This window comes from Nocardioides sp. TF02-7 (genome assembly GCF_022437945.1).
Lineage (GTDB): Bacteria > Actinomycetota > Actinomycetes > Propionibacteriales > Nocardioidaceae > Nocardioides.
In genome coordinates this window covers 633,883-656,530 of sequence record NZ_CP092535.1, presented here as the reverse complement: position 1 = coordinate 656,530, position 22,648 = coordinate 633,883, and the positions used below count along the sequence as shown (strand labels likewise).

Annotated in this window: 22 protein-coding genes and 3 pseudogenes; 21 read left to right on the top strand and 4 right to left on the bottom strand. The window is 72.6% G+C overall.

Annotated elements, in window-relative coordinates:
* Positions 1-20 precede the first annotated feature (20 nt).
* Complete coding sequence (locus MF408_RS03380) at positions 21-707, bottom strand: succinate dehydrogenase cytochrome b subunit (RefSeq protein WP_240250270.1); 687 nt, start codon at positions 705-707, stop codon at positions 21-23.
* A 342-nt stretch (positions 708-1,049) separates the two neighbouring features.
* On the opposite strand from MF408_RS03380, the gene MF408_RS03375 reads away from it, so the two are divergent.
* From MF408_RS03375 to MF408_RS03365, 3 genes are read left to right on the top strand one after another with little or no spacing between them, the layout of a single operon-like run.
* Entirely contained in the window at positions 1,050-1,739 is a 690-nt protein-coding gene (locus tag MF408_RS03375) for a hypothetical protein (protein WP_240250269.1), read from the top strand.
* A gap of 2 nt (positions 1,740-1,741) precedes the next feature.
* Positions 1,742-3,586, top strand: coding sequence for a fumarate reductase/succinate dehydrogenase flavoprotein subunit (locus MF408_RS03370; RefSeq protein ID WP_240250268.1), 1,845 nt, complete (start codon positions 1,742-1,744; stop codon positions 3,584-3,586).
* A gap of 11 nt (positions 3,587-3,597) precedes the next feature.
* Positions 3,598-4,368, top strand: a complete 771-nt coding sequence (locus MF408_RS03365; RefSeq protein WP_240250267.1) for a succinate dehydrogenase/fumarate reductase iron-sulfur subunit — start codon at positions 3,598-3,600, stop codon at positions 4,366-4,368.
* On the opposite strand, the gene MF408_RS03360 is transcribed toward MF408_RS03365, so the two are convergent.
* The 3 genes from MF408_RS03360 to MF408_RS03350 form a co-directional block, all read right to left on the bottom strand.
* Positions 4,350-5,405, bottom strand: a complete 1,056-nt coding sequence (locus MF408_RS03360) for a glycosyltransferase (RefSeq protein WP_240250266.1) — start codon at positions 5,403-5,405, stop codon at positions 4,350-4,352. The genes MF408_RS03365 and MF408_RS03360 overlap by 19 nt on opposite strands.
* Positions 5,406-5,523: 118 nt before the next feature.
* Positions 5,524-5,934: a hypothetical protein gene (locus MF408_RS03355; RefSeq protein WP_240250265.1), complete on the bottom strand. Its 411-nt coding sequence runs from the start codon at positions 5,932-5,934 to the stop codon at positions 5,524-5,526.
* Between the two features lie 47 nt (positions 5,935-5,981).
* The gene (locus MF408_RS03350) at positions 5,982-7,289 is read right to left on the bottom strand and encodes a fibronectin type III domain-containing protein (RefSeq protein ID WP_240250264.1); all 1,308 of its coding nucleotides are present in this window, start codon (positions 7,287-7,289) and stop codon (positions 5,982-5,984) included.
* A 139-nt stretch (positions 7,290-7,428) separates the two neighbouring features.
* Here MF408_RS03350 and MF408_RS03345 point away from each other — a divergent pair.
* The 18 genes and pseudogenes from MF408_RS03345 to MF408_RS03265 form a co-directional block, all read left to right on the top strand.
* A pseudogene (locus MF408_RS03345) lies at positions 7,429-8,250 on the top strand (methylmalonyl-CoA mutase family protein); the annotation flags it as partial.
* Between the two features lie 73 nt (positions 8,251-8,323).
* Positions 8,324-9,124 (top strand): methylmalonyl-CoA mutase family protein, encoded by an 801-nt coding sequence (locus tag MF408_RS03340; RefSeq protein WP_240250263.1) that lies wholly within the window; start codon positions 8,324-8,326, stop codon positions 9,122-9,124.
* Positions 9,121-11,292, top strand: a complete 2,172-nt coding sequence (gene scpA, locus MF408_RS03335; RefSeq protein ID WP_240250262.1) for a methylmalonyl-CoA mutase — start codon at positions 9,121-9,123, stop codon at positions 11,290-11,292. Before MF408_RS03340 ends, scpA begins: the two co-directional genes overlap by 4 nt.
* 4 nt (positions 11,293-11,296) lie before the next feature.
* Positions 11,297-11,608, top strand: a pseudogene (locus tag MF408_RS03330) (methylmalonyl Co-A mutase-associated GTPase MeaB); the annotation flags it as partial.
* Positions 11,609-11,711: 103 nt separating this feature from the next.
* The gene (locus MF408_RS03325; protein ID WP_240250261.1) at positions 11,712-12,356 is read left to right on the top strand and encodes a hypothetical protein; all 645 of its coding nucleotides are present in this window, start codon (positions 11,712-11,714) and stop codon (positions 12,354-12,356) included.
* Between the two features lie 205 nt (positions 12,357-12,561).
* The gene (locus MF408_RS03320) at positions 12,562-12,912 is read left to right on the top strand and encodes a hypothetical protein (protein WP_240250260.1); all 351 of its coding nucleotides are present in this window, start codon (positions 12,562-12,564) and stop codon (positions 12,910-12,912) included.
* Positions 12,909-13,682, top strand: a complete 774-nt coding sequence (locus MF408_RS03315; protein ID WP_240250259.1) for a ScyD/ScyE family protein — start codon at positions 12,909-12,911, stop codon at positions 13,680-13,682. Before MF408_RS03320 ends, MF408_RS03315 begins: the two co-directional genes overlap by 4 nt.
* A 73-nt stretch (positions 13,683-13,755) precedes the next feature.
* Positions 13,756-14,646, top strand: a complete 891-nt coding sequence (locus MF408_RS03310) for an amidohydrolase (protein WP_240250258.1) — start codon at positions 13,756-13,758, stop codon at positions 14,644-14,646.
* Positions 14,529-14,975 carry a M20/M25/M40 family metallo-hydrolase gene (locus tag MF408_RS03305; protein ID WP_345893907.1) on the top strand — a complete coding sequence of 149 codons (447 nt, stop codon included), beginning with the start codon at positions 14,529-14,531 and terminating at the stop codon, positions 14,973-14,975. The genes MF408_RS03310 and MF408_RS03305 overlap by 118 nt, the downstream gene beginning before the upstream one ends.
* 162 nt (positions 14,976-15,137) lie before the next feature.
* Complete coding sequence (locus tag MF408_RS03300) at positions 15,138-16,190, top strand: hypothetical protein (RefSeq protein ID WP_240250256.1); 1,053 nt, start codon at positions 15,138-15,140, stop codon at positions 16,188-16,190.
* A gap of 234 nt (positions 16,191-16,424) precedes the next feature.
* Entirely contained in the window at positions 16,425-16,838 is a 414-nt protein-coding gene (locus MF408_RS03295; protein ID WP_240250255.1) for a hypothetical protein, read from the top strand.
* Between the two features lie 160 nt (positions 16,839-16,998).
* Positions 16,999-18,081, top strand: a complete 1,083-nt coding sequence (locus MF408_RS03290) for a BMP family ABC transporter substrate-binding protein (RefSeq protein WP_240250254.1) — start codon at positions 16,999-17,001, stop codon at positions 18,079-18,081.
* 176 nt (positions 18,082-18,257) lie between these two features.
* A complete protein-coding gene (locus tag MF408_RS03285; RefSeq protein ID WP_240250253.1) occupies positions 18,258-18,995 on the top strand; it encodes an ATP-binding cassette domain-containing protein in 738 nt (245 codons plus the stop codon).
* Positions 18,996-19,132: 137 nt separating this feature from the next.
* On the top strand, positions 19,133-19,741 hold the full coding sequence (locus tag MF408_RS03280) for a hypothetical protein (RefSeq protein WP_240250252.1): 609 nt from the start codon (positions 19,133-19,135) through the stop codon (positions 19,739-19,741).
* 130 nt (positions 19,742-19,871) lie between these two features.
* Entirely contained in the window at positions 19,872-20,846 is a 975-nt protein-coding gene (locus MF408_RS03275) for an ABC transporter permease (protein ID WP_240250251.1), read from the top strand.
* Between the two features lie 52 nt (positions 20,847-20,898).
* Complete coding sequence (locus MF408_RS24840; RefSeq protein WP_275693330.1) at positions 20,899-21,357, top strand: hypothetical protein; 459 nt, start codon at positions 20,899-20,901, stop codon at positions 21,355-21,357.
* Between the two features lie 29 nt (positions 21,358-21,386).
* Positions 21,387-21,764: pseudogene (locus MF408_RS24835) on the top strand (ABC transporter permease); the annotation flags it as partial.
* 379 nt (positions 21,765-22,143) lie between these two features.
* Entirely contained in the window at positions 22,144-22,545 is a 402-nt protein-coding gene (locus MF408_RS03265; protein WP_240251614.1) for a cytidine deaminase, read from the top strand.
* The last annotated feature ends 103 nt before the right edge of the window (positions 22,546-22,648 follow it).

Genomic DNA, 22,648 nt, shown 5'->3' with positions numbered 1-22,648 from the left:
GGATCCTCCGGGTAGGGGGGTCAGTCGATGATGCCGACGAGGACGCCGAGCGGGACGAGCGAGAAGCCGCCGGCCACCACGATCGCGAACCCGAGCGCGAACGCCTTGGCGCGGGCGCGGGCGGGGGCGGTGCTGGTCCAACCGAGCGTCTGCAGCGAGCTCCACGTGCCGTGGTGGAGGTGGGCGCCGAGGAAGGCCATCGACACCAGGTAGATGAGCGTCATCCACCACAGGTCGAAGGAGTCGACCAGCAGCGCGTACGGGTTGTCCCCGCCGGTCTCGCCGTTGCTGGGGTTGACCTTGACGATCGTGAAGTTCAGCAGGTGCCAGATGGTGAAGCCCAGGACCCACACGCCGGCCAGGCGCATGATCCGGGCCGCGGGGATGGCGCCGGTGTGCTTCTTCACGGCGTACTTCACCGGGCGCGCCTTCGCGGCCTTCCGCCACAGCGCGAAGCCGCTCCACACGTGCACCACGAGGGCCACGACGAGGAGGACGCGCATCAGCCAGAGGAAGCCCTCGTGCGGCAGCAGCGGCTCGCCGAGCTCGCGGATGTGGTGTGCGTACTCGTTGAAGGCGGCCTCGCCCGAGAACGCCTTGAGGTTGCCGTACATGTGGGCGAGCACGTAGCCGATGAACACCAGCCCGCTCGCCGTCATGAGGAACTTCAGGGCGATCGTGGTCCGGAAGGCCCGCGCGTCCCTCACCAGGACGGGGCGATTCGTGTGAGCAGCCACGATCGGTCACGCTACTCCCAGTCGAGCGCCCCTCGACCTCCGGGGGAGTGTGACATTTGCCCGTTAGGGCACCCTTAGTACGACGTCCGGCCCCGCGGGCCGACCGCCCGCCGGCGCCGTTTGCCCACCCTCCGGTGTGGCCCCTTTCACATTTCTCTCCGACTCGGCAGACTTCGTCCCGCTCGCTCGACGACGAGGAGACCCGATGGCGACAGGTGCACCGACCGGAGTCCAGGCCCGACGCGGGCCGCGATCGACGAGAGGACCCTGCGGACCGACCGGTGGTGGCTGTCGCCGCTCGCCACGTTCGTCGTGTTCGCGGCGTTCGTCGTCTACGCGACGGTCCGGGCGTTCATGGGCAGCGACTACTACGCCTCGCCGTACCTCTCGCCGTTCTACTCGCCGTGCCTGGGCGACTGCGTCGAGGGGGCGTCCGACTTCGGGCAGCCGTTCCAGTGGTGGCCGCTGTCGGCCGCGCTGATCATCCTGGTGTTCCCGCTCGGGTTCCGGATGACCTGCTACTACTACCGCAAGGCCTACTACCGGTCGTTCTGGCTGAGCCCGCCGGCCTGCGCCGTCGCCGAGCCGCACGCCCGCTACACCGGCGAGACCCGGTTCCCGCTGATCTTCCAGAACGCGCACCGCTGGTTCTGGTACGCCGCGGTCGTCATCGCCTCCGTGCTCACCTTCGACGTGGTGCTGGCGTTCCGCGACGAGCACCACGAGTGGGGCCACATGGGGCTCGGGACCCTCCTGATGGCGGCCAACGCGATCCTGCTCTGGCTCTACACGCTGTCCTGCCACTCCTGCCGCCACATTGTCGGCGGTCGGCTGCGGCACTTCTCGAAGCACCCGGTGCGCTACCGGCTCTGGACCTGGGTGTCCCGGCTCAACCGCAAGCACCCGCAGTACGCCTGGTACTCGCTGTTCTCGGTGGCGATCGTCGACCTGTACATCTTCCTGCTCGCACGCGGGGTGATCGAGGACGTGAGGTTCTTCTGAGCATGACCAGCGAACGACACCCGATGACGGGCAACGAGATGTCCGCCGAGGCGACCGGCGGCGTCGAGCGGCACCGGTACGACGTGGTCGTCATCGGCGCCGGCGGGTCCGGGCTGCGGGCCGCGATCGCCGCCCATGAGGCCGGGGCGCGGGTGGCGATCGTCTGCAAGTCGCTGCTCGGCAAGGCGCACACGGTGATGGCGGAGGGCGGCTGCGCCGCGGCGATGGGCAACCTCTACCCCGACGACAACTGGCAGGTCCACTTCCGCGACACCATGCGCGGCGGGAAGATGCTCAACAACTGGCGGATGGCCCAGATCCACGCCCAGGAGGCGCCCGAGCGGGTGATGGAGCTGGAGGACTGGGGAGCGCTCTTCGACCGCACGCCCGACGGCCTCATCAGCCAGCGCGACTTCGGCGGACACCGGTTCGCACGGCTCGCGCACATCGGCGACCGCACCGGCCTGGAGATGATCCGCACCCTCCAGCAGCGGGCGGTCGCGCTCGGGATCGACGTCTTCATGGAGTGCACGGTCACCGAGCTGCTCAAGGCCGACGGAGCGATCGCGGGCGCGTTCGGCTACTGGCGCGAGACCGGCCGGTTCATCGTGTTCGACGCCCCCTCCGTCGTGCTCGCCACGGGAGGCATCGGCAAGTCCTACAAGGTGACGTCGAACTCGTGGGAGTACACCGGCGACGGCCACGCGCTGGCGCTCCGCGCGGGGGCGACGCTCATCAACATGGAGTTCGTGCAGTTCCACCCCACCGGCATGGTGTGGCCGCCGTCGGTGAAGGGGCTGCTGGTCACCGAGTCGGTCCGCGGCGACGGAGGCGTGCTCCGCAACGCCGAGGGCAAGCGGTTCATGTTCGACTACATCCCCGAGTTCTTCAAGGCGGAGACCGCCGACACGGAGGAGGAGGCGGACCGCTGGTACGAGGACAAGAAGAACAACCGCCGCCCGCCCGAGCTGCTGCCGCGCGACGAGGTCGCCCGCGCGATCAACGCCGAGATCAAGGCCGGCCGCGGCACCCCGCACGGCGGCGTCTACCTCGACATCGCCTCCCGGCGCAGCCCGGAGTTCATCCGGAAGCGGCTGCCGTCGATGTACCACCAGTTCAAGGAGCTGGCCGACGTCGACATCACGAAGGAGCCGATGGAGATCGGACCCACCTGCCACTACGTGATGGGCGGCATCGAGGTCGACCCCGACACCGAGGTCTCGGCGGTGCCCGGCCTGTACGCCGTGGGCGAGTGCTCCGGCGGCATGCACGGGTCCAACCGGCTCGGCGGCAACTCGCTCTCCGACCTCCTCGTCTTCGGCAACCGCGCCGGGCGGGCGGCGGCCGACCACGCCGCGGGCCTCGGGTCGCCGCCGACCGTCGCCGACGACGACCTGGCGGCGGCCGGCCGCAGCGCCCTGGCGCCGTTCGCGGTCGAGGGCGGTGAGAACCCCTACACCATCCAGCAGGACCTGCAGCAGACGATGAACGACCTGGTCGGCATCATCCGCGAGGGCGCGGAGCTGGAGGCGGCGCTCGCGGAGATCGAGCGGCTGAAGGAGCGGGCGAGCCGGATGACCGTGGAGGGCCACCGGCAGTACAACCCCGGCTGGCACCTCGCCCTCGACCTGCGCAACATGCTGCTCGTCGGGGAGTGCATCGCGCGGGCGGCGCTCACCCGCACCGAGTCGCGCGGTGGCCACACCCGCGACGACTACCCGCAGACCGATCCCGAGTGGGGTACCAAGAACCTCGTCCTGAGCCTCGACGCCGACGGCACCGGCGTCGCGCTGACCGAGAAGCCGCTCCCGACGATGCCCGACGACCTCAAGCAGTTCTTCGAGTAGGAGGCACCCTGATGGGCTACCAGCTGAAGATGCGGGTGTGGCGGGGCGACGAGTCGGGCGGCGACCTCGGCGACTACACCGTCGAGGTGACCGAGGGCGAGGTGGTGCTCGACGCGATCCACCGGCTGCAGGCGACCCAGGCCGGCGACCTCGCCGTCCGCTGGAACTGCAAGGCCGGCAAGTGCGGCTCGTGCAGCGCGGAGATCAACGGCCGGCCGCGGCTGATGTGCATGACCCGGCTGTCGGACTACGACGAGTCCGAGACGATCACGGTGACCCCGCTACGGGCGTTCCCCGTGATCCGCGACCTCGTCACCGACGTCTCCTTCAACTACGAGAAGGCCAAGCAGGTGCCGTCGTTCGCGCCGCCGCCGCGCGACGCCGACGGCAAGCGGCGGATGGCGCAGGTCGACGTCGAGCGGGGCCAGGAGTTCCGGAAGTGCATCGAGTGCTTCCTGTGCCAGGACACCTGCCACGTCGTGCGCGACCACGAGGAGAACAAGCCGGCCTTCGCCGGTCCCCGGTTCTTCCTGCGGTACGCCGAGCTCGACATGCACCCCCTCGACACCCACGACCGTCGCGAGCTCGCCCAGGGCGCCGCCGGGCTCGGCCTGTGCAACATCACCAAGTGCTGCACCGAGGTGTGCCCGGAGGGCATCAAGATCACCGACAACGCGATCATCCCGATGAAGGAGCGGGTGGTGGACAAGAAGTTCGACCCGCTGGTGTGGCTCGGCAGCAAGATCGGCGTCCGCAGCAAGGACTACGACGGCCGCTCCTGACCGGCGCCGAGCGTCGCGGGGGCGGGGTAGAAGCGGGCGACCAGCTCGTCCACGGCGTCCCGCCAGGTGCGGCGCGCCGCCACCTGTCGAGCCTGCGCTCCGAGCAGGCCGCGGTGCCGGTCGCCGGCCACGGCAGCGACGGCGCGCCGGAGGTCGCCGGGGTCGGCGGGGTCGTAGAGGAGGCCGGTCTCGAGGTGGCGGACGACGTCCGTCGCCCCGCCGGCTCGTGGGGCAACCACCGGGACGCCCGAGGCCGCTGCCTCGCGGAGGGCGTGGCAGCAGGTCTCCTGCTCGCCGGGGTGGACCAGCAGGTCAAGCGTGGGGAGGGCGACGGTGAGGTCGCCGGTCTGGAGCGGGCCGGTGAACCGGGCGTCGGGCAGCCGCCGCTGCAGCCACTCGCGCTCCGGGCCGTCGCCGATGACGACGAGCCGCGTGCCGGCGACCTCGGCCAGCTCGGCGAGGCGCCGCGCCCCGTTGCGCTTGTGGAGGCTGCCGACGTAGCCGACGACGGTTCTGGGTCCAGCCGCCGAACGGGCCCGGGCCCACGAGTCGTGCAGCCACTGGTCACGGAGGCCGGGCGTGAACGCGACCGGGTCGACGCCCGGGGTCCAGAGCTCGGCGTCCACCCCGAGATCGGCGGCACGGGCGACCATCCAGCGGGAGGTGACCAGGAGCGTGTCGGCGCGCTCGGCGACCTTGGCCCGCCAGTAGTCGGCGGCCAGGTCGAGCACGGGCGACTGCTCCACCACGAGCGTCGGCACCCCGTGGCGGCGCGCGTGCTTGAGCGCCTTGCGGCCGACCGCCCGTGGCGACAGGGCGTGCACCAGGTCGGGGGCGAGCTCGTCGATCGCCGCCCGCACCTGGCTGCCGGTCGGCTCCAGCGGCCGCACCCGGACGACGTCGCAACCGCGGTAGGTGGACAGCCCGGGACCGGGCGCGATGATCCGCACGGTGTGCCCGAGGTCGACCAGCCGGTCGGCGGTCGCCTTGAGCGTCGTGGTCGTGCTGTCGGTCGCGGGATAGAAGGTCTCGGTCACCAGCGCGATCCTCATGTGCCCCACCGTCCGCCACGGGTGTTGCCGGGCGCCCACCTGCGGATGGCCGGACGGTGAACACCGCGAACCGGCAGGAGCAGGCCCGGGCCAGCGGGAAGGATCAGGCCTCGGACAGGTTCGGCTCGGGCACGTCGCCCCGCTCGAGCCGGGCGGCCAGGTCGTGGATCAGCACCCCGCTCGCCTGCCAGTCGCCGGCCTCCTCCTCGAGGTACGGCGTCCAGCCGCGGCGGACCTCGACGTACCAGTGCCGGCCGAGGACGATGCGCGCGCCGACGGCGAACGGCATCACGACGAGCAGCACGAGCAGCTCCAGCCCGGCGACGAGCACCAGGAGCAGGAACGGCAGCAGGATGACGAGGAAGACGAGGCCGATGATCGCGCTGACCGGGTCGTCGCCGAGCCCGCTCGGGAGGTCGGGCGCACTGTCGAGGGCGCCCTTGAGACGTCGCCGCCAGGGCACCCACCGCCGGGACACCCGCCAGGTCCGGCCGTCGGGACTGCGTACCTTCACGGCCGGGAACCTAGCGGGCGCCCCGGTGCCGGGCCTCCGCCTGAGGGCTACTTCCGGAACGACTTGGTCGCAGCGGGGCCGGCGCCGGCCACGTTGACCGCCGTGACCACCGCGGTCAGCTTCCCGGCCGGCAGCTTGCTGCGCCGCACCGTCAGCCGGGTCCCGGTGACGCTCGAGGAGAGGACCGTCCGGCCGCCCTTCTTGACCTGCACGACGTAGCGCCGCACCGCGGCGCCGCCGCTCTTGGCCGGGGCCTTCCAGGCGAGCGTCACCGACTTGCCACGCTTGGCCGTCTTGAGCGAGCGGGGCGCGCCGGGCGCCTTGGGAAGGGCCTTGAAGACCTTGATCGACCCGGGACCGGTCTCGCCGAAGAGGATCTTCACGTCGGTGACGACGAGGGTGTCGTCGGCCGCGAGCGCGGGGAGGGCAGGGACGCCGAACGCCGGGCCGGACCCGGTGAGCTCGAGGACCGGTCGGGCGCTGCCCTTCGCTCCCGCGGCGTAGACCGCCACGCTGCCCCACTGGTTGCCGGAGAAGTCGCCGGTGGTGACGTAGATGCGGTCGGCCGAGTCGACCGCCATGCCGTACTGCACCCAGGACGGGCCCTCCATCCGCGGGTAGAGCGTCCGCGACGGCGCCGCGTTGCCGTTCTTGCTCGGGGCGAACACGTGGACCAGCGGCTCCCAGCCGAACGAGCCGACCACGACGGAGCCGTTGGACAGCACGTCCAGGCCGCCACCGCCGATGGAGCCGGCCACCTCGTCGAGCCCGGTCCGGGGTCCGGAGATCGACCGGTTGGGCGCGACGTCGCCGTCGGCTCCCGCCGGGAACCTCAACAGCTCGAGACCGGGGGCGCCGTCGACCTGCGTGTCGAGCACCCAGATCGACCCGTCCGGCGCCCAGGTGGCGGTGAACGGGTCCTCGATCTGGGTGGCCGGGCCGGTGATGGTGCGGGTGGGCGCGACCGGGCCGTCCGGTTGGCCCGGGTCCACGACCACGACGCCGCTGGGCGCTCCGCTGGCCAGCACGATGCCGCGCGCCGGGTGGTAGGAGGGGATCGCGAGGAACGACGAGCCGAGGCCGGTGATCACCTTCTGCGGCGTCGCGACGCCCTTGGCGCCCGGTGCGTAGACGACCAGGTCGCTGCCGTCGAGCGCGAACACCCGGCCGTCGTTGGCGATCGCCGCCCCGGACACGTTGCCCGAGGGGACGGCGATCTTGCGCACCGGTGGCGTGCCGATGTCGGCGGCGCCGGACGGGGCGGCTGGAGCGAGGCCGACGAGTCCGGCGGCGAGGGCGACGGGGGCGGCGAGGAAGCGGCGGAGGAGGCGGGTCCGCGCAGTGAGTTGGGTCACAGCCGCGCAGTATGGCGACGGACGAGCGACTCTGTACCGGAAACGAGTACTTCTTTACCCGGCCCGCAACGCGCGGTCACCGAGTCGAGAACATCACACTGTGTAGCGGACGCCACACAGCAGTTCATAGGGTGCGCGCATGACCGAAGCCGACGGCCTCTCGTTGGCCCAGCCGGAGGACGCCCACGACCAGCAGGAGTGGGAGGCCGCGGCTGCGGCCGTGCTCCGCAAGAGCCGGAGGCTCGCGGACGACGAGCCCGACGACCTGGTCTGGGAGCGGCTGGCGCGCACGACCCTGGACGGCATCCCGGTCACGCCGCTCGGCACCCCGGCGCAGCTCGAGGGGCTGCGGACGGCCGGCCGGCCGACCCGGGCGGGGGCCTGGGACATCCGCACCCGGCTCGCGGGCGACGACGCGAAGCAGCTCAACGAGCACGCACTGGTCGACCTCGACGGCGGCGCGACGTCGCTGTGGGTGCGGGCGGGCGCGACGAGCGACCTCGGCACGCTGCTCGACAAGGTGCTGCTCGACCTAGCCCCGGTCGTGCTCGAGCCGGTCGGCGACCCGGTCGCGGTGGCCGAGGCGTTCCTCGACCACGCGTCGTACGCCGACCTCCACCCGGGCACGAACCTGGGCGCGGACGCGGCGGAGGCCGACCCCGGTGCGCTGGCCGCCGTGGCGGAGCTGGCGCGGGAGCACGGCGTGCTCGGCATCGTCGTCGACGGACTGGCCGTCCACGACCGCGGCGCCTCCGACGTGCAGGAGCTCGCCCACACCCTCGCCGCCGGTGTCCGGGCGCTGCGGGTGCTGACCGCGGCAGGCCTCTCCGCCGCGGACGCCGCCCGCCTGGTGGAGTTCCGCTACGCCGCCACCGGCGAGCAGTTCCCGACGATCGCCAAGCTGCGGGCCGCGCGCCGGCTGTGGGCGCGGGTCCTGGAGCTCTCGGACGTGCCGGCCGACGCCGGGATCGGCCAGCGGCAGCACGCCGTGACCAGCCGGCCGATGCTCAGCAAAGTACGACCCCTACGTCAACATGCTCCGCACGACGGTCGCCGCGTTCGCCGCGGGCGTCGGCGGCGCGGACGCGGTCACCGTGCTGCCGTTCGACACCCCGCTCGGTCAGCCGGACGCGTTCGGCCGGCGGATCGCGCGCAACGTCTCCCACCTGCTCATCGACGAGTCGCACGTGCACGAGGTGGCCGACCCGGCCGGCGGCGCCTACGCCGTCGAGAAGCTCACCGACGACCTCGCCGTCGCCGCGTGGGAGCTCTTCGGCCGCCTCGACGCGGGCGAGGACCTGGCCCCGATGATCGAGGCGACGGTCGCTGCCCGGGACGCCGAGGTCGCCCGGCGCCAGCGACCGATCACGGGACTCTCGGAGTTCCCGAACCCCGGTGAGACGCTGCCGACCCGCGAGCCGAACCCCGCGGAGCCGGAGGTGCGCCGCTACGGCGCCGCGTTCGAGGCGCTGCGCGACGTGCCCGCCTCCCGGCCGGTGTTCCTCGCGACGATGGGCACCGTCGCCCAGCACACGGCTCGGGCGACGTTCGCCGCCAACCTGCTGGCCGCCGGCGGGATCACCGTCGAGCCGGCCGGGCCCACCACGGGCGTCGACGACCTGGTCGCGGCGTACGGCGGCCAGCCGGTGGTCTGCCTCGCCGGCACCGACGACGCCTACGCGGCCTGGGGCGCCGCCGCCGCGTCCGCGCTCCGGGAGGCCGGCGCGCGCCGGGTGGTGGTCGCCGGCAAGCCGGCCGACTACGCCGACGACGCCTGCGCGACGGGCGTCGACGCGCTCGCTTTCCTGACCCGCACGAGGGAGGAGCTGGCATGACCGTCCCGGAGAGCTTCGCCGGGCTGCCGCTGACCGAGGGCCGAGCGCAGGAGGCAGCCTCGACCGGCGACCTGCACGGCGACCTCGTCGCGTGGCAGAGCCCGGAGGGCATCGAGATCAAGCCGCGCTACGACGCCGCCGACCTGGCCGGGCTCGACGCCCTGGACACCTGGCCCGGCCTGAGCCCGTTCCTCCGCGGGCCCTACCCGACCATGTACACCACCCAGCCGTGGACCATCCGGCAGTACGCCGGGTTCTCGACCGCGGAGGAGTCCAACGCCTTCTACCGCCGCAACCTCGCGGCCGGCCAGAAGGGGTTGAGCGTCGCGTTCGATCTCGCCACCCACCGTGGCTACGACTCCGACCACCCGCGGGTCCGCGGCGACGTCGGCATGGCCGGCGTGGCGATCGACTCGATCTACGACACCCGCACGCTCTTCGACGGCATCCCGCTGGACCGGATGAGCGTGTCGATGACCATGAACGGCGCGGTGCTGCCGGTGCTCGCGCTCTACATCGCGGCGGCCGAGGAGCAGGGCGTCGCGCCGGAGCAGCTGAGCGGGACCATCCAGAACGACATCCTCAAGGAGTTCATGGTCCGCAACACCTACATCTACCCGCCGGCGCCGAGCATGCGGATCATCTCCGACATCTTCGCGTTCACCAGCCGGCGGATGCCGCGGTTCAACTCGATCTCGATCTCCGGCTACCACATGCAGGAGGCCGGGGCGACCGCCGACCTCGAGCTCGCCTACACCCTCGCCGACGGCGTGGAGTACATCCGGGCCGGCCTCGACTCCGGGCTGACCATCGACCAGTTCGCGCCGCGGCTCTCGTTCTTCTGGGCGATCGGCATGAACTTCTACATGGAGGTCGCCAAGCTCCGGGCCGCCCGGGCGCTGTGGAGCCGGCTGGTCAGGCAGTTCGACCCCGAGAACCCCAAGAGCCTCAGCCTGCGCACCCACTCGCAGACCAGCGGGTGGAGCCTCACCGCGCAGGACGTCTTCAACAACGTGGCCCGCACCTGCATCGAGGCGATGGCGGCCACCCAGGGCCACACCCAGTCGCTGCACACCAACGCGCTCGACGAGGCGATCGCCCTGCCCACCGACTTCTCGGCGCGGATCGCGCGCAACACCCAGCTGCTGCTGCAGCAGGAGTCCGGCACGACCCACACGATCGACCCGTGGGCCGGCTCCTACTACGTCGAGCGGCTCACCCACGACCTCGCCGAGCGGGCCTGGGAGCACATCCAGGAGGCCGAGGCGGCGGGCGGCATGGCGGCCGCCATCGAGCAGGGCATCCCGAAGATGCGGATCGAGGAGGCCGCCGCGCGCACCCAGGCGCGGATCGACTCCGGTGCGCAGAAGGTGATCGGCGTCAACACCCACCGGCTGGCGGCGGAGGACCGGCTCGACGTGCTCAAGGTCGACAACGACGCGGTCTACCGGCAGCAGCTGGCCAAGCTCGAGCGGCTCCGTGAGGAGCGCGACCAGCGGGAGGTGGACGCGACGCTCGAGGCGCTCACCCGCAGCGCCGACACCGGTGACGGCAACCTGCTCGAGCTCGCCGTCGACGCCGCCCGCGCGAAGGCGACGGTGGGAGAGATCTCCGCGGCACTCGAGAAGACCTACGGCCGGCACCAGGCGGTGATCCGTACCATCTCCGGCGTGTACCGCGACGAGGCGGCCAGGAGCGAGGACGGCGGCGACTCCCTCGTGGCGCAGGTCCGCGCCGCGACCGACGAGTTCGCCGAGGCCGAGGGCCGGCGGCCCCGGATCCTCGTCGCCAAGATGGGTCAGGACGGCCACGACCGCGGGCAGAAGGTGGTCGTGTCCGCGTTCGCCGACATGGGCTTCGACGTCGACGTCGGTCCGCTGTTCTCCACGCCCGCGGAGGTCGCCCAGCAGGCGGTCGACGCCGACGTCCACATCGTCGGCGTCTCCTCGCTGGCGGCCGGACACCTCGCGCTGCTGCCGGCCCTCAAGGCGGCGCTGGCCGAGCACGACCGCGACGACATCATGGTCGTCGTCGGCGGCGTGATCCCGCCCGACGACGTGCCGACGCTGCGGGAGATGGGGGCGGCCGCCGTCTTCCTCCCGGGCACGGTCATCGCCGAGTCGGCGCTCGACCTGCTCGCGAGGCTCCGCGACCAGCTCGGCCACTGAACGCATGGCGGTCGACCTCGAGCGGTTGCTCGACGGGATCCGCGAGGGCCGTCGAGCGCAGGTGTCGCGGGCGATCACCCTCGTCGAGTCGACCAGCGCGCGGCACCGGGCGGACGCGCGGGAGCTGCTCTCCCGGCTCGACGCCCTGCGTCCCGAGCGGCCCGCCGTCCGGGTGGGCATCTCCGGCGTGCCGGGCGTGGGCAAGTCGACCTTCATCGAGTCGCTCGGCACCGCGCTGACCTCGACCGGGCACCGGGTGGGCGTCCTCGCCGTCGACCCGTCGAGCGTGCGCACGGGCGGGTCGGTGCTCGGCGACAAGACCCGGATGGCCCGGCTCTCCACCGATCCGGACGCCTACATCCGGCCCCTCCCCGTCGGCCGGCACCCTCGGCGGCGTCGCCCGGGCGACCACCCAGGCGATGACCGTCCTCGAGGCGGCGGGGTACGACGTCGTGCTGGTCGAGACGGTCGGCGTCGGCCAGTCGGAGGTCACCGTCGCCGGCATGGTCGACACGTTCCTCTTCCTCACCCTCGCGCGGACCGGGGACCAGCTCCAGGGCATCAAGAAGGGGATCCTCGAGATCGCCGACGTCATCGCGGTCAACAAGGCCGACGGCGACCGGGAGCAGGAGGCGCGCAGCGCCGCCCGCGAGCTGGCCGGCGCGCTGCGGCTGGTCCGCGGCCAACCACGGGACGGGGCAGGCTGGTCGCCGCCGGTGGTCACCTGCTCGGGGTTGACCGGCGCCCGCGTCGACGAGGTCTGGGAGCAGGTGCTCGCCCACCGCACGCACCTCGGCGAGGACGGCCTGGCACGCAAGCGCGCCGAGCAGCAGCTGGACTTCACGTGGGCGCTCGTGCGCGACGAGCTCGACCAGCGGCTGCGGCAGTCGCCCGCGGTCCGTGCGGTCCGCGACGAGATCCGCTCCGCCGTGCTGGCGGGGGGAGCTGGCCGCGCCGCTGGCGGCCGACCGGATCCTGGCGGCGTACGACGGCCGGCCGGAGCCGGGCGGCGGCGACCAGGAGCCGACGCCGTAGGCCTCACGGACCACTCTTCTCCGTCCTGAGGATGAATTCGGTCCGGCTCGGACGGCGCCGTTCCCACGCGTCACCTAGCGTCCCGACCAAGCCATGGCTCGCATCTCCGTCCTCCTGGACGACCCTGTACTCGGGTCAGGGACAGCTCCAGCAGGAGACAGGTGCCGGCGCCGACGAGGACCGGTGTCGGCACCGCTGCGACCCCCGAACCCGCTCCGACCCGAGAAGGTGAACGTGTCCACATCCACGACCAAGCGCCGGCTGATCGCCGCCGGCATCACCGCCCTGGCGGCGACCGCCGCCACGCTGGCCCCCTCCGCGACCGTCGCCCAGGCGCCGCCGAAGGCCTCGACGGTGGCCAAGGACCTCCTGTCGCCGCTGAGCGTCGAGGTCGACGCCAAGGGCGCCGTCTACTACAGCGAGAACTTCGCCGGGAAGCTGCTGGTCAAGCGTCCCGGCAAGAAGGCCAAGGTCCTCTACGCCGACGACAAGGGCCGTGAGGTCGGCGCCATCTCGGTCGCCTCCGACGGCACCGTCTACTTCGTCCGGGCCGCGGCGCTGATGAAGCGCACCCCCGTGGCGTGATCCGCAAGGTGGCCAACCTCGGGGCCCACGAGAAGTCCCGCAACCCCGACCGCAACGTCCAGTACGGCGCGCCCGGGCTCTCCGAGGAGTGCCTCGCCGAGTGGCCGGCCGAGGGGCCGCCGCCGAGCTCCGGCGGCATCGTCGAGTCGCACCCCTACGGCACCGCGGTCGTCGGCAAGAAGGTGTACGTCGCCGACGCCGCCGGCAACACGATCCTCTCGGTCGGGCCGAACGGCAAGGTGCGCACCGTCGCGGTGCTGCCGCGGGTGAAGGTCGAGATCACCGCCGAGATGGCCGGCGGCGCCGGCCTGCCGGAGTGCGCCGTGGGCGAGGACTACTTCTTCGAGCCGGTGCCCACCGACGTCGAGGTCGGCCCCCGGGGCCGGCTGTACGTCAGCAGCCTTCCCGGCGGCCCCGAGGACGGCAGCGTCCCCCGGCGGGGTGTTCACGGTGGACGCGAAGTCGGGCAAGACCCGCCGAATCGCCACCGGCCTGGTCAGCGCCACCGGTCTCGACGTGGCGCGAAACGGGGACGTGTTCGTCTCCGAGCTGTTCGCCGGCCGGATCACCCGCATCCCGGCCAAGGGCGGCGACCCGCGCACCTTCGTCGAGGCGCCCCTCCCGGCCGCCGTCGAGCTGCACGCCGGCAAGGTCTACGCGACGCTCAACGTCCTGAGCGGCCTGTCCGGCGAGCCCGGCGACGCCCCCGCGGGCCGGGTGGTCGCCTACCGACGGTGAGCCGACCAGCCTGGCCAACCCGACCAGCCTGACCAGCCGCCGACGCGGCCCGCCCGGTGCGCACCGGGCGGGCCGCCTCGGTCTGCGGGGACTAGGCTCGACCTGATGACCGCCCCCCTCGACCCCGCCGGCGACGACGCCCACCGCGTCGTCGGCGACGTCGTCGGCAAGTTCGGCGACGACCTCGTCGAGCTGCGCCGCGACCTGCACCGCCACCCGGAGCTCTCCTGGGAGGAGCGACGCACCACCGACCGGGTCGTGGAGGTCCTCGAGCGGGCCGGCTGGCGGGTCTCGCCGGCCCCGCGCAGCGGCGCCGTCGCCGAGATCGGCGACGGCGACCGGATGGTCGCGCTCCGCGCCGACCTCGACGCCCTGCCGGTCCACGACCTCACCGACGACCCCTGGACCAGCCAGGTGCCCGGCGTCGCCCACGCCTGCGGCCACGACCTGCACACGACCGCCCTCGTCGGCGCCGCCCTCGCCCTCGCCGAGGTGCACGAGCGCGGCCTGCTCCCCGGCCGGGTGCGGCTGCTCTTCCAGCCGGCGGAGGAGGTGATGCCCGGAGGCGCCAAGCACCTGGTCAACCAGGGAGCGCTCGAGGGCGTGGACCGGATCTTCGCCCTGCACGCCGAGCCGTCCGTCGACGTCGGCACGGTCGGGGTCCGCACCGGGGCGATCACCAGCGCCGCCGACCGGATCGAGGTCCGCGTCGAGGGCACGGGCGGCCACACCTCCCGGCCGCACCTCACCGGCGACCTCACCTTCGCCCTCGCCAAGGTCACCAGCGAGCTCCCGGCGGTGCTGAGCCGCCGGATGGACCCCGGTCGGGGGTCAGCGTGGTGTGGGGGGTCCTCCGCGCCGGCGCGGCGCCCAACGTCATCCCCGACCAGGGCATCGCCGCCGGCACCGTGCGGATCCTCGACGCGTTCGCCTGGGCGGGGTGCGAGGCGGTGGTCCGCGAGGCGGTCCTCGACATCGTGCGCCCCTACGGCGTGACCGCGACCGTCGACTACCTGCAGGGCGTCCCGCCGGTGGTCAACGACGCCGCCAGCGCGCGGATCGTCGCCGACACCGCCGACGCGCAGCTCGGGCCCCACCACCGCAGCGAGGTGCCGCAGAGCCTCGGCGGTGAGGACTTCGGGTGGTACCTCGAGGGCGTCCCGGGCGCGATGTTCCGGTTGGGCACGCGCACGCCCGGCGGCGCGACGTACGACCTCCACCAGGGCGACCTCCGGATCGACGAGGGGGCCGTCCCGGTCGGCGCCGCGATGCTCGCCGGCATCGCGGTGCGGGCCGTCGGGCACGGAGCGGGCACGCGCTCGTGACCCGTACCCCGTCGGCGCGCCCGTCACGGCGCGTGGGAGGCATGAACTGTCGTGCCCGTGGGAAGACGTGACACCATGGGCTCCAGCACGACGACCGATTCGCATGGGGGAACGGTGCTTTTGCTTTCTCGGATCTCTGCCCGCACGGCCGCTGGGGCCGTCGTGGCGGCGCTCGGCGCGCTGACCGCGGCGCTCCTGCTGCCGGCCGCGGCGCACGCCGACGGCCTCTCCAACCCCGGCGGTGGGGGCTACCGGGTCTCGGTCACCGCCGTCGTCAGCGGCGGCGAGGGCGACCCCGTGTCCGGCGGCTCGATCTCGCTCTCGGTCCCGCCGGTCTGCTGGTGGGAGCCGGTCGACGGCGACAGCATCTTCGCCGGGTGGAAGAGCGTCGATCCCTCCGACGCGGAGGAGTTCGACGAGTGGTACAAGGACCACATCCGGAAGTACACGAGCACGTTCGTCCCGGCCCGGCTGTTCCTGCCGACGGTCGCCGACTTCAAGGACGCGATGCGGCGGCACCAGGCCGGTGAGCCGGTGCAGTGGTACCACCTCGGCCAGGCCGACGGGGTCAACTGCGCCGACGAGGGCTTCGCCCGCAACGGCGGCCAGCTGCCCCCGGACTGGGAGCAGGACGGCTCGCGGACGGCGCCGATCAGCTACATCGCGGTGACCGGGCAGCCCGAACCGCCGATGGTCGAGGTCGAGGACGTCGTCGAGACCCTGTGGGACGAGGCGGTCCAGGGGCTCGGCGCGCCCGAGCTAGCCCGCAACCCCGAGATCGCCGAGGCCGGGCAGGCCACGCTGGTCAACATCCCGACCTGGTTCTGGGTCGAGAACCAGCAGGAGGCGCTCGCCGAGGACGGGGAGATCCACCTCGAGGTGCACATCCCCGGCACGCCGGTGCAGGCGACGCTCGACGCGGCCACGACCGGCATGGAGGTCTCCGCCCCGTCGGCCGGCGCCCGGACGTGCACGGTCGAGCAGGCGAAGACCGCCTGGGAGCGCGGCGGCTCCGACGAGAGCGCCTGCACCCTGGCGTTCCGTGAGCCCAACCCGGCGGCTTGGCCGGTGACCGCCTCCATCACCTGGACCGGCTCGTGGCAGGGCACCGACCACAACGGCGCCCAGGGCGGCGAGCTGGAGACCCAGACCCACGGGTCGACCGTCGACGTGCCGGTGGTCGAGGCGGGCGCGCTGGTGACCGGGATCGAGTGATGCCGGCCCGACGCCTGGCGGCCCCTGCTCGCGGCGACCGCCCTCGCCGCCACGGCCGCAGCCTGCGGCTCGGACGAGCCGTCGAGTCCCGCACCCGACCTCGGCGGCAGCAGTGCGGACGCCTCCGAGAGCGGCGACGACGCCACCGACGGCCGGACGGGCGGCGACGACCCGCTCCCCGCGGAGCTGCCCGCCCCGCCCGAGAAGGGCGACAAGGTCCGCGACGGCTACTCGGTGGTCGCCGGCCGGTTGCCGGAGAGCCGGCCGGACCGCAAGGTCGCGAAGGTCCTCGTCACTTACATGGACGTGCGGGTGGCCTCCTTCAACACCGGCGTCGCCTCGCCGGCGCTCGCCGGCGTCGCGACCGGCCAGGCGCTGACCGACGTCCAGGGACGCGCGGCGGAGCTCAACCAGCTCGGCCTGCGCACGGTGGGCGACATGGTCGTGCACGTCGACGAGGTCGAGACCGAGGGCGGCGAGGCGACGCTCGACGCCTGCGTCGACAACGCGACCGTCGACGTCGACCGCCGCGGCCGTGCCGTCGAGTCCCCGCCCGCGGCGTACGACGTCACCGCGACGCTCGTCGAGGTGGCGGACGGTGCCTGGCTGGTCGGCACCCTGGCAGCGAAGCCCACCGAGTCCTGCTGAGCCCGGGGGAGCCCGGCGGACCCCGGCTCCGGCGCTCCTGAGCCGCCCGGACTCGACTTGGTAACAACTTCGCGCAATCGCCTGACGCGGCGCCGACAGGCTCTAGGGTGGCGCGGAAAATGTGCGTCGACCCCGGCGCCTGGATGGATGGAGGAGCATCTTGCGCAAGGGAAGCAGGATCGCCGCGCTGGCCGCGGCCGCGTCGCTCGCACTGGTCGGCTGCGCGACCGAGGACGACGGCGGAGACAGCGGCAGCGACGACAACACGACTGCTGCAGCCGAGGGCTGCGTCGCCCCCGACGGGGACATCCAGGTCGGCCTGGCCTACGACGTCGGCGGCCGCGGCGACCAGTCGTTCAACGACTCCGCCTACGCCGGCCTCGAGCGGGCCCAGGAGGAGCTCGGCGTGAGCGCCACCGAGGCCGAGGCCAGCGACGGCGAGGCGGAGTCCGCCCGCGAGGAGCGGCTGCGCACCATGGCCGAGTCCGGCATGAACCCGATCATCGGCGTCGGCTTCGCCTACAGCGAGTCGACCAACGTCGTCGCGCCGGAGTTCCCCGACACCTGCTTCGGCGTCATCGACGGCTTCGACCCCGACGAGGAGCCCAACCCCAACGTCGCCTACCTCGGCTTCGCCGAGGAGCAGGGCTCGTTCCTGGTCGGCGTCGCGGCCGCGCTCAAGACGGAGAGCGACACGGTCGGCTTCGTCGGTGGTGTGCACAACGACCTGATCAAGAAGTTCGAGGCCGGCTACACCGCCGGTGTGCAGGCCGTGAACCCCGACATCGAGGTCATCGTCAACTACATCGAGGAGAGCGACCTCGCCGGGTTCGCCGACCCGGCCGGTGGCAAGGAGGCGGCCGCGGCCGCCTACGACCAGGGCGCCGACGTGGTCTACCACGCGTCCGGTGGCTCGGGCTCCGGTGTGTTCGAGGCCGCGACCGAGGCCGACGCCTGGGCGATCGGTGTCGACTCCGACCAGTACCTGACCGCACCGAAGAACCAGCAGCAGCACATCCTCACCTCGATGCTCAAGCGCGTCGACGTGGCGACCTTCGACATGATCCAGTCGGTGGCCGACGGTGAGCCGCTGTCGAGCTACCAGGTCTACGACCTGTCCGTCGACGGCGTCGCGTACTCGACGTCGGGTGGCTTCGTCGAGGACATCGCCTCGGACATCGACGGCTACGGCGAGCAGATCGTGAACGGCGAGATCGAGGTCCCGACCGCTCCGGCCGGCTGAGCCGCGGCACCAGCGCAGTACACGGGGCCCGGGCCAGGCGCTAGCGTCCTGGCCCGGGCCCTCGGTCTGACCGCGGGCCACGGCGGCCCGCGGACGAGGGAGGGTGGATGTGACAACCGAGGTCGAGACGTCGCCGGAGGAGCGGCCCCGGCTCCGGCGGGATCACCGTCCGCGGCGTGACGAAGAGGTTCCCCGGCGTGGTGGCCAACCACGACGTCCACGTCACCATCAAGCCGGGCACGGTGCACGCGCTGATCGGTGAGAACGGCGCCGGCAAGTCGACGCTGATGAAGATCCTCTACGGCGTGCAGCGGCCCGACGAGGGCGAGATCCTGGTCGACGGCCGGCCGGTGACCTTCCACTCGCCGACCGACGCCATCAAGGCCGGCATCGGCATGGTCTTCCAGCACTTCATGCTGGCCGACAACCTCACCGTGCTCGAGAACGTCGTGCTCGGCGCCGAGAGCCTGCACGGCATCGGGTCCGCCGCGCGCGCCGAGATCCGGCGGATCTCCGACGCCTACGGCTTCGAGCTCGACCCCGACGACCTCGTCGAGGACCTCGGCGTCGGCCAGCGGCAGCGGGTCGAGATCCTCAAGGTCCTCTACCGCGGCGCCCGCACCATCATCCTCGACGAACCGACCGCGGTGCTGGTGCCGCAGGAGGTCGACGCCCTGTTCGCCAACCTCCGCGAGCTGCGCGACACCGGCCACACGCTGCTCTTCATCTCCCACAAGCTCGACGAGGTCCTCGCGATCGCCGACGACATCACGGTCATGAGGCGGGGGGGAGACCGTCGGCGAGGCCGACCCGGCGACCGCGACGAAGAAGCAGCTGGCCGAGTTGATGGTCGGCTCCGAGCTGCCCCTCGCCGCAGACGGAGGAGTCGACCGTCACCACGACGTCGATGCTGACGATGGAGGGGTCCGGCTCGTCGACCGCGGCGGCCGCCACCTGCTGCGCGACGTCGACCTGACCATCCACCGCGGCGAGGTCCTCGGCCTCGCCGGCGTCGAGGGCAACGGCCAGGCGGAGCTGGTCGAGAACGATCATGGGCATCCGCCGGGCGACGGCCGGGCGCATCGTGCTGGCCGGCCAGGACATCACCCACTGGTCGACCCGGCGGCGGCGCGAGGCCGGGATCGGGTTCATCCCGGAGGACCGGCACCGCCACGGGCTGGTGCTCGACGCCCCGCTCTGGGAGAACCGCGTGCTCGGCCAGCAGACCAGCACGGCGATGTCCAAGCTGGGCTTCATCCGCCGCGGCGCCGCGAAGGCCGACACCCGCCGGATCGTGGAGGAGTACGACGTCCGCACGCCGTCGATCAACACCCACGCGCGGGCCCCTGTCCGGCGGCAACCAGCAGAAGCTGATCGTCGGCCGCGAGATGAGCGGCGACCCGATCCTCCTCATCGCCGCGCACCCCACCCGCGGCGTCGACGTGGGCGCCCAGGCGGCGATCTGGGACTACATCAAGGCCGCGCGCCGCGAGGGTCTCGCGGTGCTGCTGATCTCGGCCGACCTCGACGAGCTGATCGGGCTCTCCGACCGGATCCAGGTGATCCTGCGGGGGGCGGCCTCGTCGGCGAGTTCGACCCCGACACGGTCACGCCGCAGCAGCTCGGCTCGGCGATGACCGGTGGAGAGGAGAACGCGTGAAGAGCGCAGTCCTGCTGCGGAAGCTCGCCCAGGTCGTCCTGGCGCCGCTGATCGCGGTCGTCGCGGCGATGCTGGTCGAGCGCGGTGGTCTGGGTCGCCGACAGCTCGGTGTCGGACTTCTGGGGGCGTCATGCTCGACGCGCCCAACAAGCGCAACTGGGTCAACATCGTCAACCAGACGTCGATGCTGTTCCTCGCGGGGGCGGCGGCGGCGATCGGGTTCCGGATGAACCTGTTCAACATCGGCGTCGAGGGCCAGTACACGCTGGCGGCCTACTGCGCCGCGGTGTTCGCCGGCGCGGCGCTGCTGCCAGGAACCCTCAACATCTGGGCCTCGCTCGTCGTCGCGATGTGCGTCGGCGGCATCTGGGCCGGGATCGCCGGCCTGCTGAAGGTCACCCGCGGCGTCAGCGAGGTGATCTCGACGATCATGCTCAACTCGATCGCGCTCACCCTCGTCGGCTACCTGCTCAACCGCTACGGCGAGCAGGCCGGCCAGGGGCGTCGTACGTCTCCGATCCCCGACAGCAGCAAGCTGCTCGACCAGCACTTCGGCTACTTCGACACCCGCGGCACCGGTGTCTGGGCGCTGGCCTTCCTCGCGGTGGTGGTCGGTGTGGTGATGGCGGTCGTCATCAACCGCACCCGGTTCGGCTTCGACCTGAGGACCACCGGCAGCAACGAGCAGGCCGCGGTCGCCTCCGGTGTCGGCATCAAGAAGATGGTGGTCGTCGCGATGCTGATCTCCGGCGCGATCGCCGGGCTGATCTGGATGCCCGCCCTCTTCGGCGGCGCCGACTACTACGGCACCACGTTCCAGCGCGGGCTCGGCTTCACCGGCATCGCGGTCGCGCTGCTCGGGCGCAACCGGCCGCTCGGGATCGCCGTCGGCGCCCTGCTGTTCGCGTGGCTGAGCGTGCAGTCCAACCCGCTGCAGCTCAAGGCCGACATCTCGCCGTCCGTCGTGCAGGTCACCCAGGGCGTCGTCGTGCTGGCCGTCGTCATCGCCTACGAGGCAGTACGGCGCTGGGGGGCGGCCCAGGAGCAGCGGGCGCTCAGCCGGGCGCTCGACCGCAACGCGGCCCAGGAAGGAGCGTCGGCATGACCGCCACCGCCTCGGAGAGGTCGACGACGCCGGGGGCGCCGCGGCGCTCCAGGTGACCGGCGGCGCGCGGGTCGCGCTGGTCGCGGTCGCCGTGCTGCTGTCGGTCGCGACCGTGCGGCTGCTCACCGGTGCCCACGACCTCGACTCGCCCGGCAGCCTGCGCGCCGCGCTGACGGCCACCTGCCCGATCCTGCTCGCCGCGCTGGGCGGGCTCTGGAGCGAGCGGGCGGGCGTCGTCAACATCGGCCTCGAGGGCCAGATGCTCTTCGGCACGTGGGGCGCCGCGTTCTTCACCTACCACTACGACCCGTACATCGGGCTGCTCGGCGGCATCGCCTTCGGTGTCCTCGGCGGCCTGATCCACGCGGTCGCGACGGTGACCTTCGGCGTCGACCACATCGTCTCCGGCGTGGCGCTCAACGTGATCGCGCTCGGCATCACCACGTTCCTCGCCGAGGCGTTCTTCGCCGACCTCAACTCCGAGCGCGGGCGCGGCGGCGCCAGCAGCTGACCGGGCTGGAGAAGCCGGACTCGGTCACGGTGCCGGGGATCTCCGACGCGGCCAACGACCTCGCCGACAAGCACTGGTTCGTCGTCTCCGACCTGGCCAGCGTCGTGGCCACCCTCACGACCAGCATCTCCGTCGTCACGATCCTGGTGCTGCTCCTCGTCGTCGCCACGGCGGTCATCCTGTGGCGCACCCGGTTCGGGCTGCGGCTGCGGTCGTGCGGCGAGAACCCGCAGGCCGCGGAGAGCCTCGGCGTCGCCGTGCTGCGGCACAAGTACGCCGCGGTGCTGATCTCCGGCGGCCTGGCCGGCCTCGGAGGTGCCTACCTGGCGCTGGTGTCGTCGCCCGGCTTCCACACCAACCAGACCAACGGCCGCGGCTACATCGGCCTGGCCGCGATGATCTTCGGCAACTGGCGTCCCGGCGGTGTCCTGCTCGGCTCCGGCATGTTCGGCTACACCGACAGCCTGCGGCTGCGCAACCCCGACACCATCCACGCGCTGCTGCTGCTCATCGCGTTCTGGCTGTTCGTGATCGGCGTGTGGCGGGTCGTCAAGGCGGTGCGCGCGAGCACGACCCTCTCCCGGCGCGACGTCGTCGGCCACGCGGCGCTGCTCACGGCGGCGGTCGGCTTCTTCCTGTGGTGGCTGCTGACCGACGGCGTGCCCCGCGACTTCACCAGCATGACGCCCTACCTCGCGACACTGCTGGTGCTGGCGTTCGCGGCTCAACGGTTGCGGATGCCCAAGGCCGACGGTCAGATCTACCGGCGGGGAGCGCGGGCTAGCGATGACCGGACGGGACGACGAGTTCGACTGGGCGGCGCTGCAGGCCGCCGCCACCGAGGTGATGGGCCGCGCCTACGCGCCGTACTCGGGCTATCCGGTGGGCGCCGCGGCGCAGGTCGACGACGGCCGCGTGGTCGTCGGCTGCAACGTCGAGAACGCGGCGTACGGCGTCGCCCTCTGCGCCGAGTGCGGCCTGGTCAGCGCGCTGCACGCCAGCGGGGGCGGCCGGCTCACCCACTTCGTGTGCGTCGACGGTGCCGGCGCGGTGCTGATGCCGTGCGGGCGCTGCCGGCAGCTGCTGTGGGAGAACGGCGGCCCGGAGCTGCTGGTGATGACGGTGTCGGGTGTGCGGACGATGACGGAGGTGCTGCCGGATGCCTTCGGGCCCGACGACCTCGCTTGACCTGACCGCCGCGGCGCTGGTCGCCGACCCCTACCCGTTCCTCGCCGAGGAGCGGGCGCGCCACCAGGTGGCGTGGCACGAGCCGACCGGGAGGTGGCTGACC

Excerpts from the sequence above, each read along its gene's own strand:
- MF408_RS03370 (WP_240250268.1), top strand. The coding sequence starts at position 1,742 with ATGACCAGCGAACGACACCCGATGACGGGCAACGAGATGTCCGCCGAG.
- MF408_RS03365 (WP_240250267.1), top strand. The coding sequence starts at position 3,598 with ATGGGCTACCAGCTGAAGATGCGGGTGTGGCGGGGCGACGAGTCGGGC.
- MF408_RS03340 (WP_240250263.1), top strand. The coding sequence starts at position 8,324 with ATGCTCCGCACGACGGTCGCCGCGTTCGCCGCGGGCGTCGGCGGCGCG.
- scpA (WP_240250262.1), top strand. The coding sequence starts at position 9,121 with ATGACCGTCCCGGAGAGCTTCGCCGGGCTGCCGCTGACCGAGGGCCGA.
- MF408_RS03325 (WP_240250261.1), top strand. The coding sequence starts at position 11,712 with ATGACCGTCCTCGAGGCGGCGGGGTACGACGTCGTGCTGGTCGAGACG.
- MF408_RS03310 (WP_240250258.1), top strand. The coding sequence starts at position 13,756 with ATGACCGCCCCCCTCGACCCCGCCGGCGACGACGCCCACCGCGTCGTC.
- MF408_RS03280 (WP_240250252.1), top strand. The coding sequence starts at position 19,133 with ATGGGCATCCGCCGGGCGACGGCCGGGCGCATCGTGCTGGCCGGCCAG.
- MF408_RS03275 (WP_240250251.1), top strand. The coding sequence starts at position 19,872 with ATGCTCGACGCGCCCAACAAGCGCAACTGGGTCAACATCGTCAACCAG.
- MF408_RS03265 (WP_240251614.1), top strand. The coding sequence starts at position 22,144 with ATGACCGGACGGGACGACGAGTTCGACTGGGCGGCGCTGCAGGCCGCC.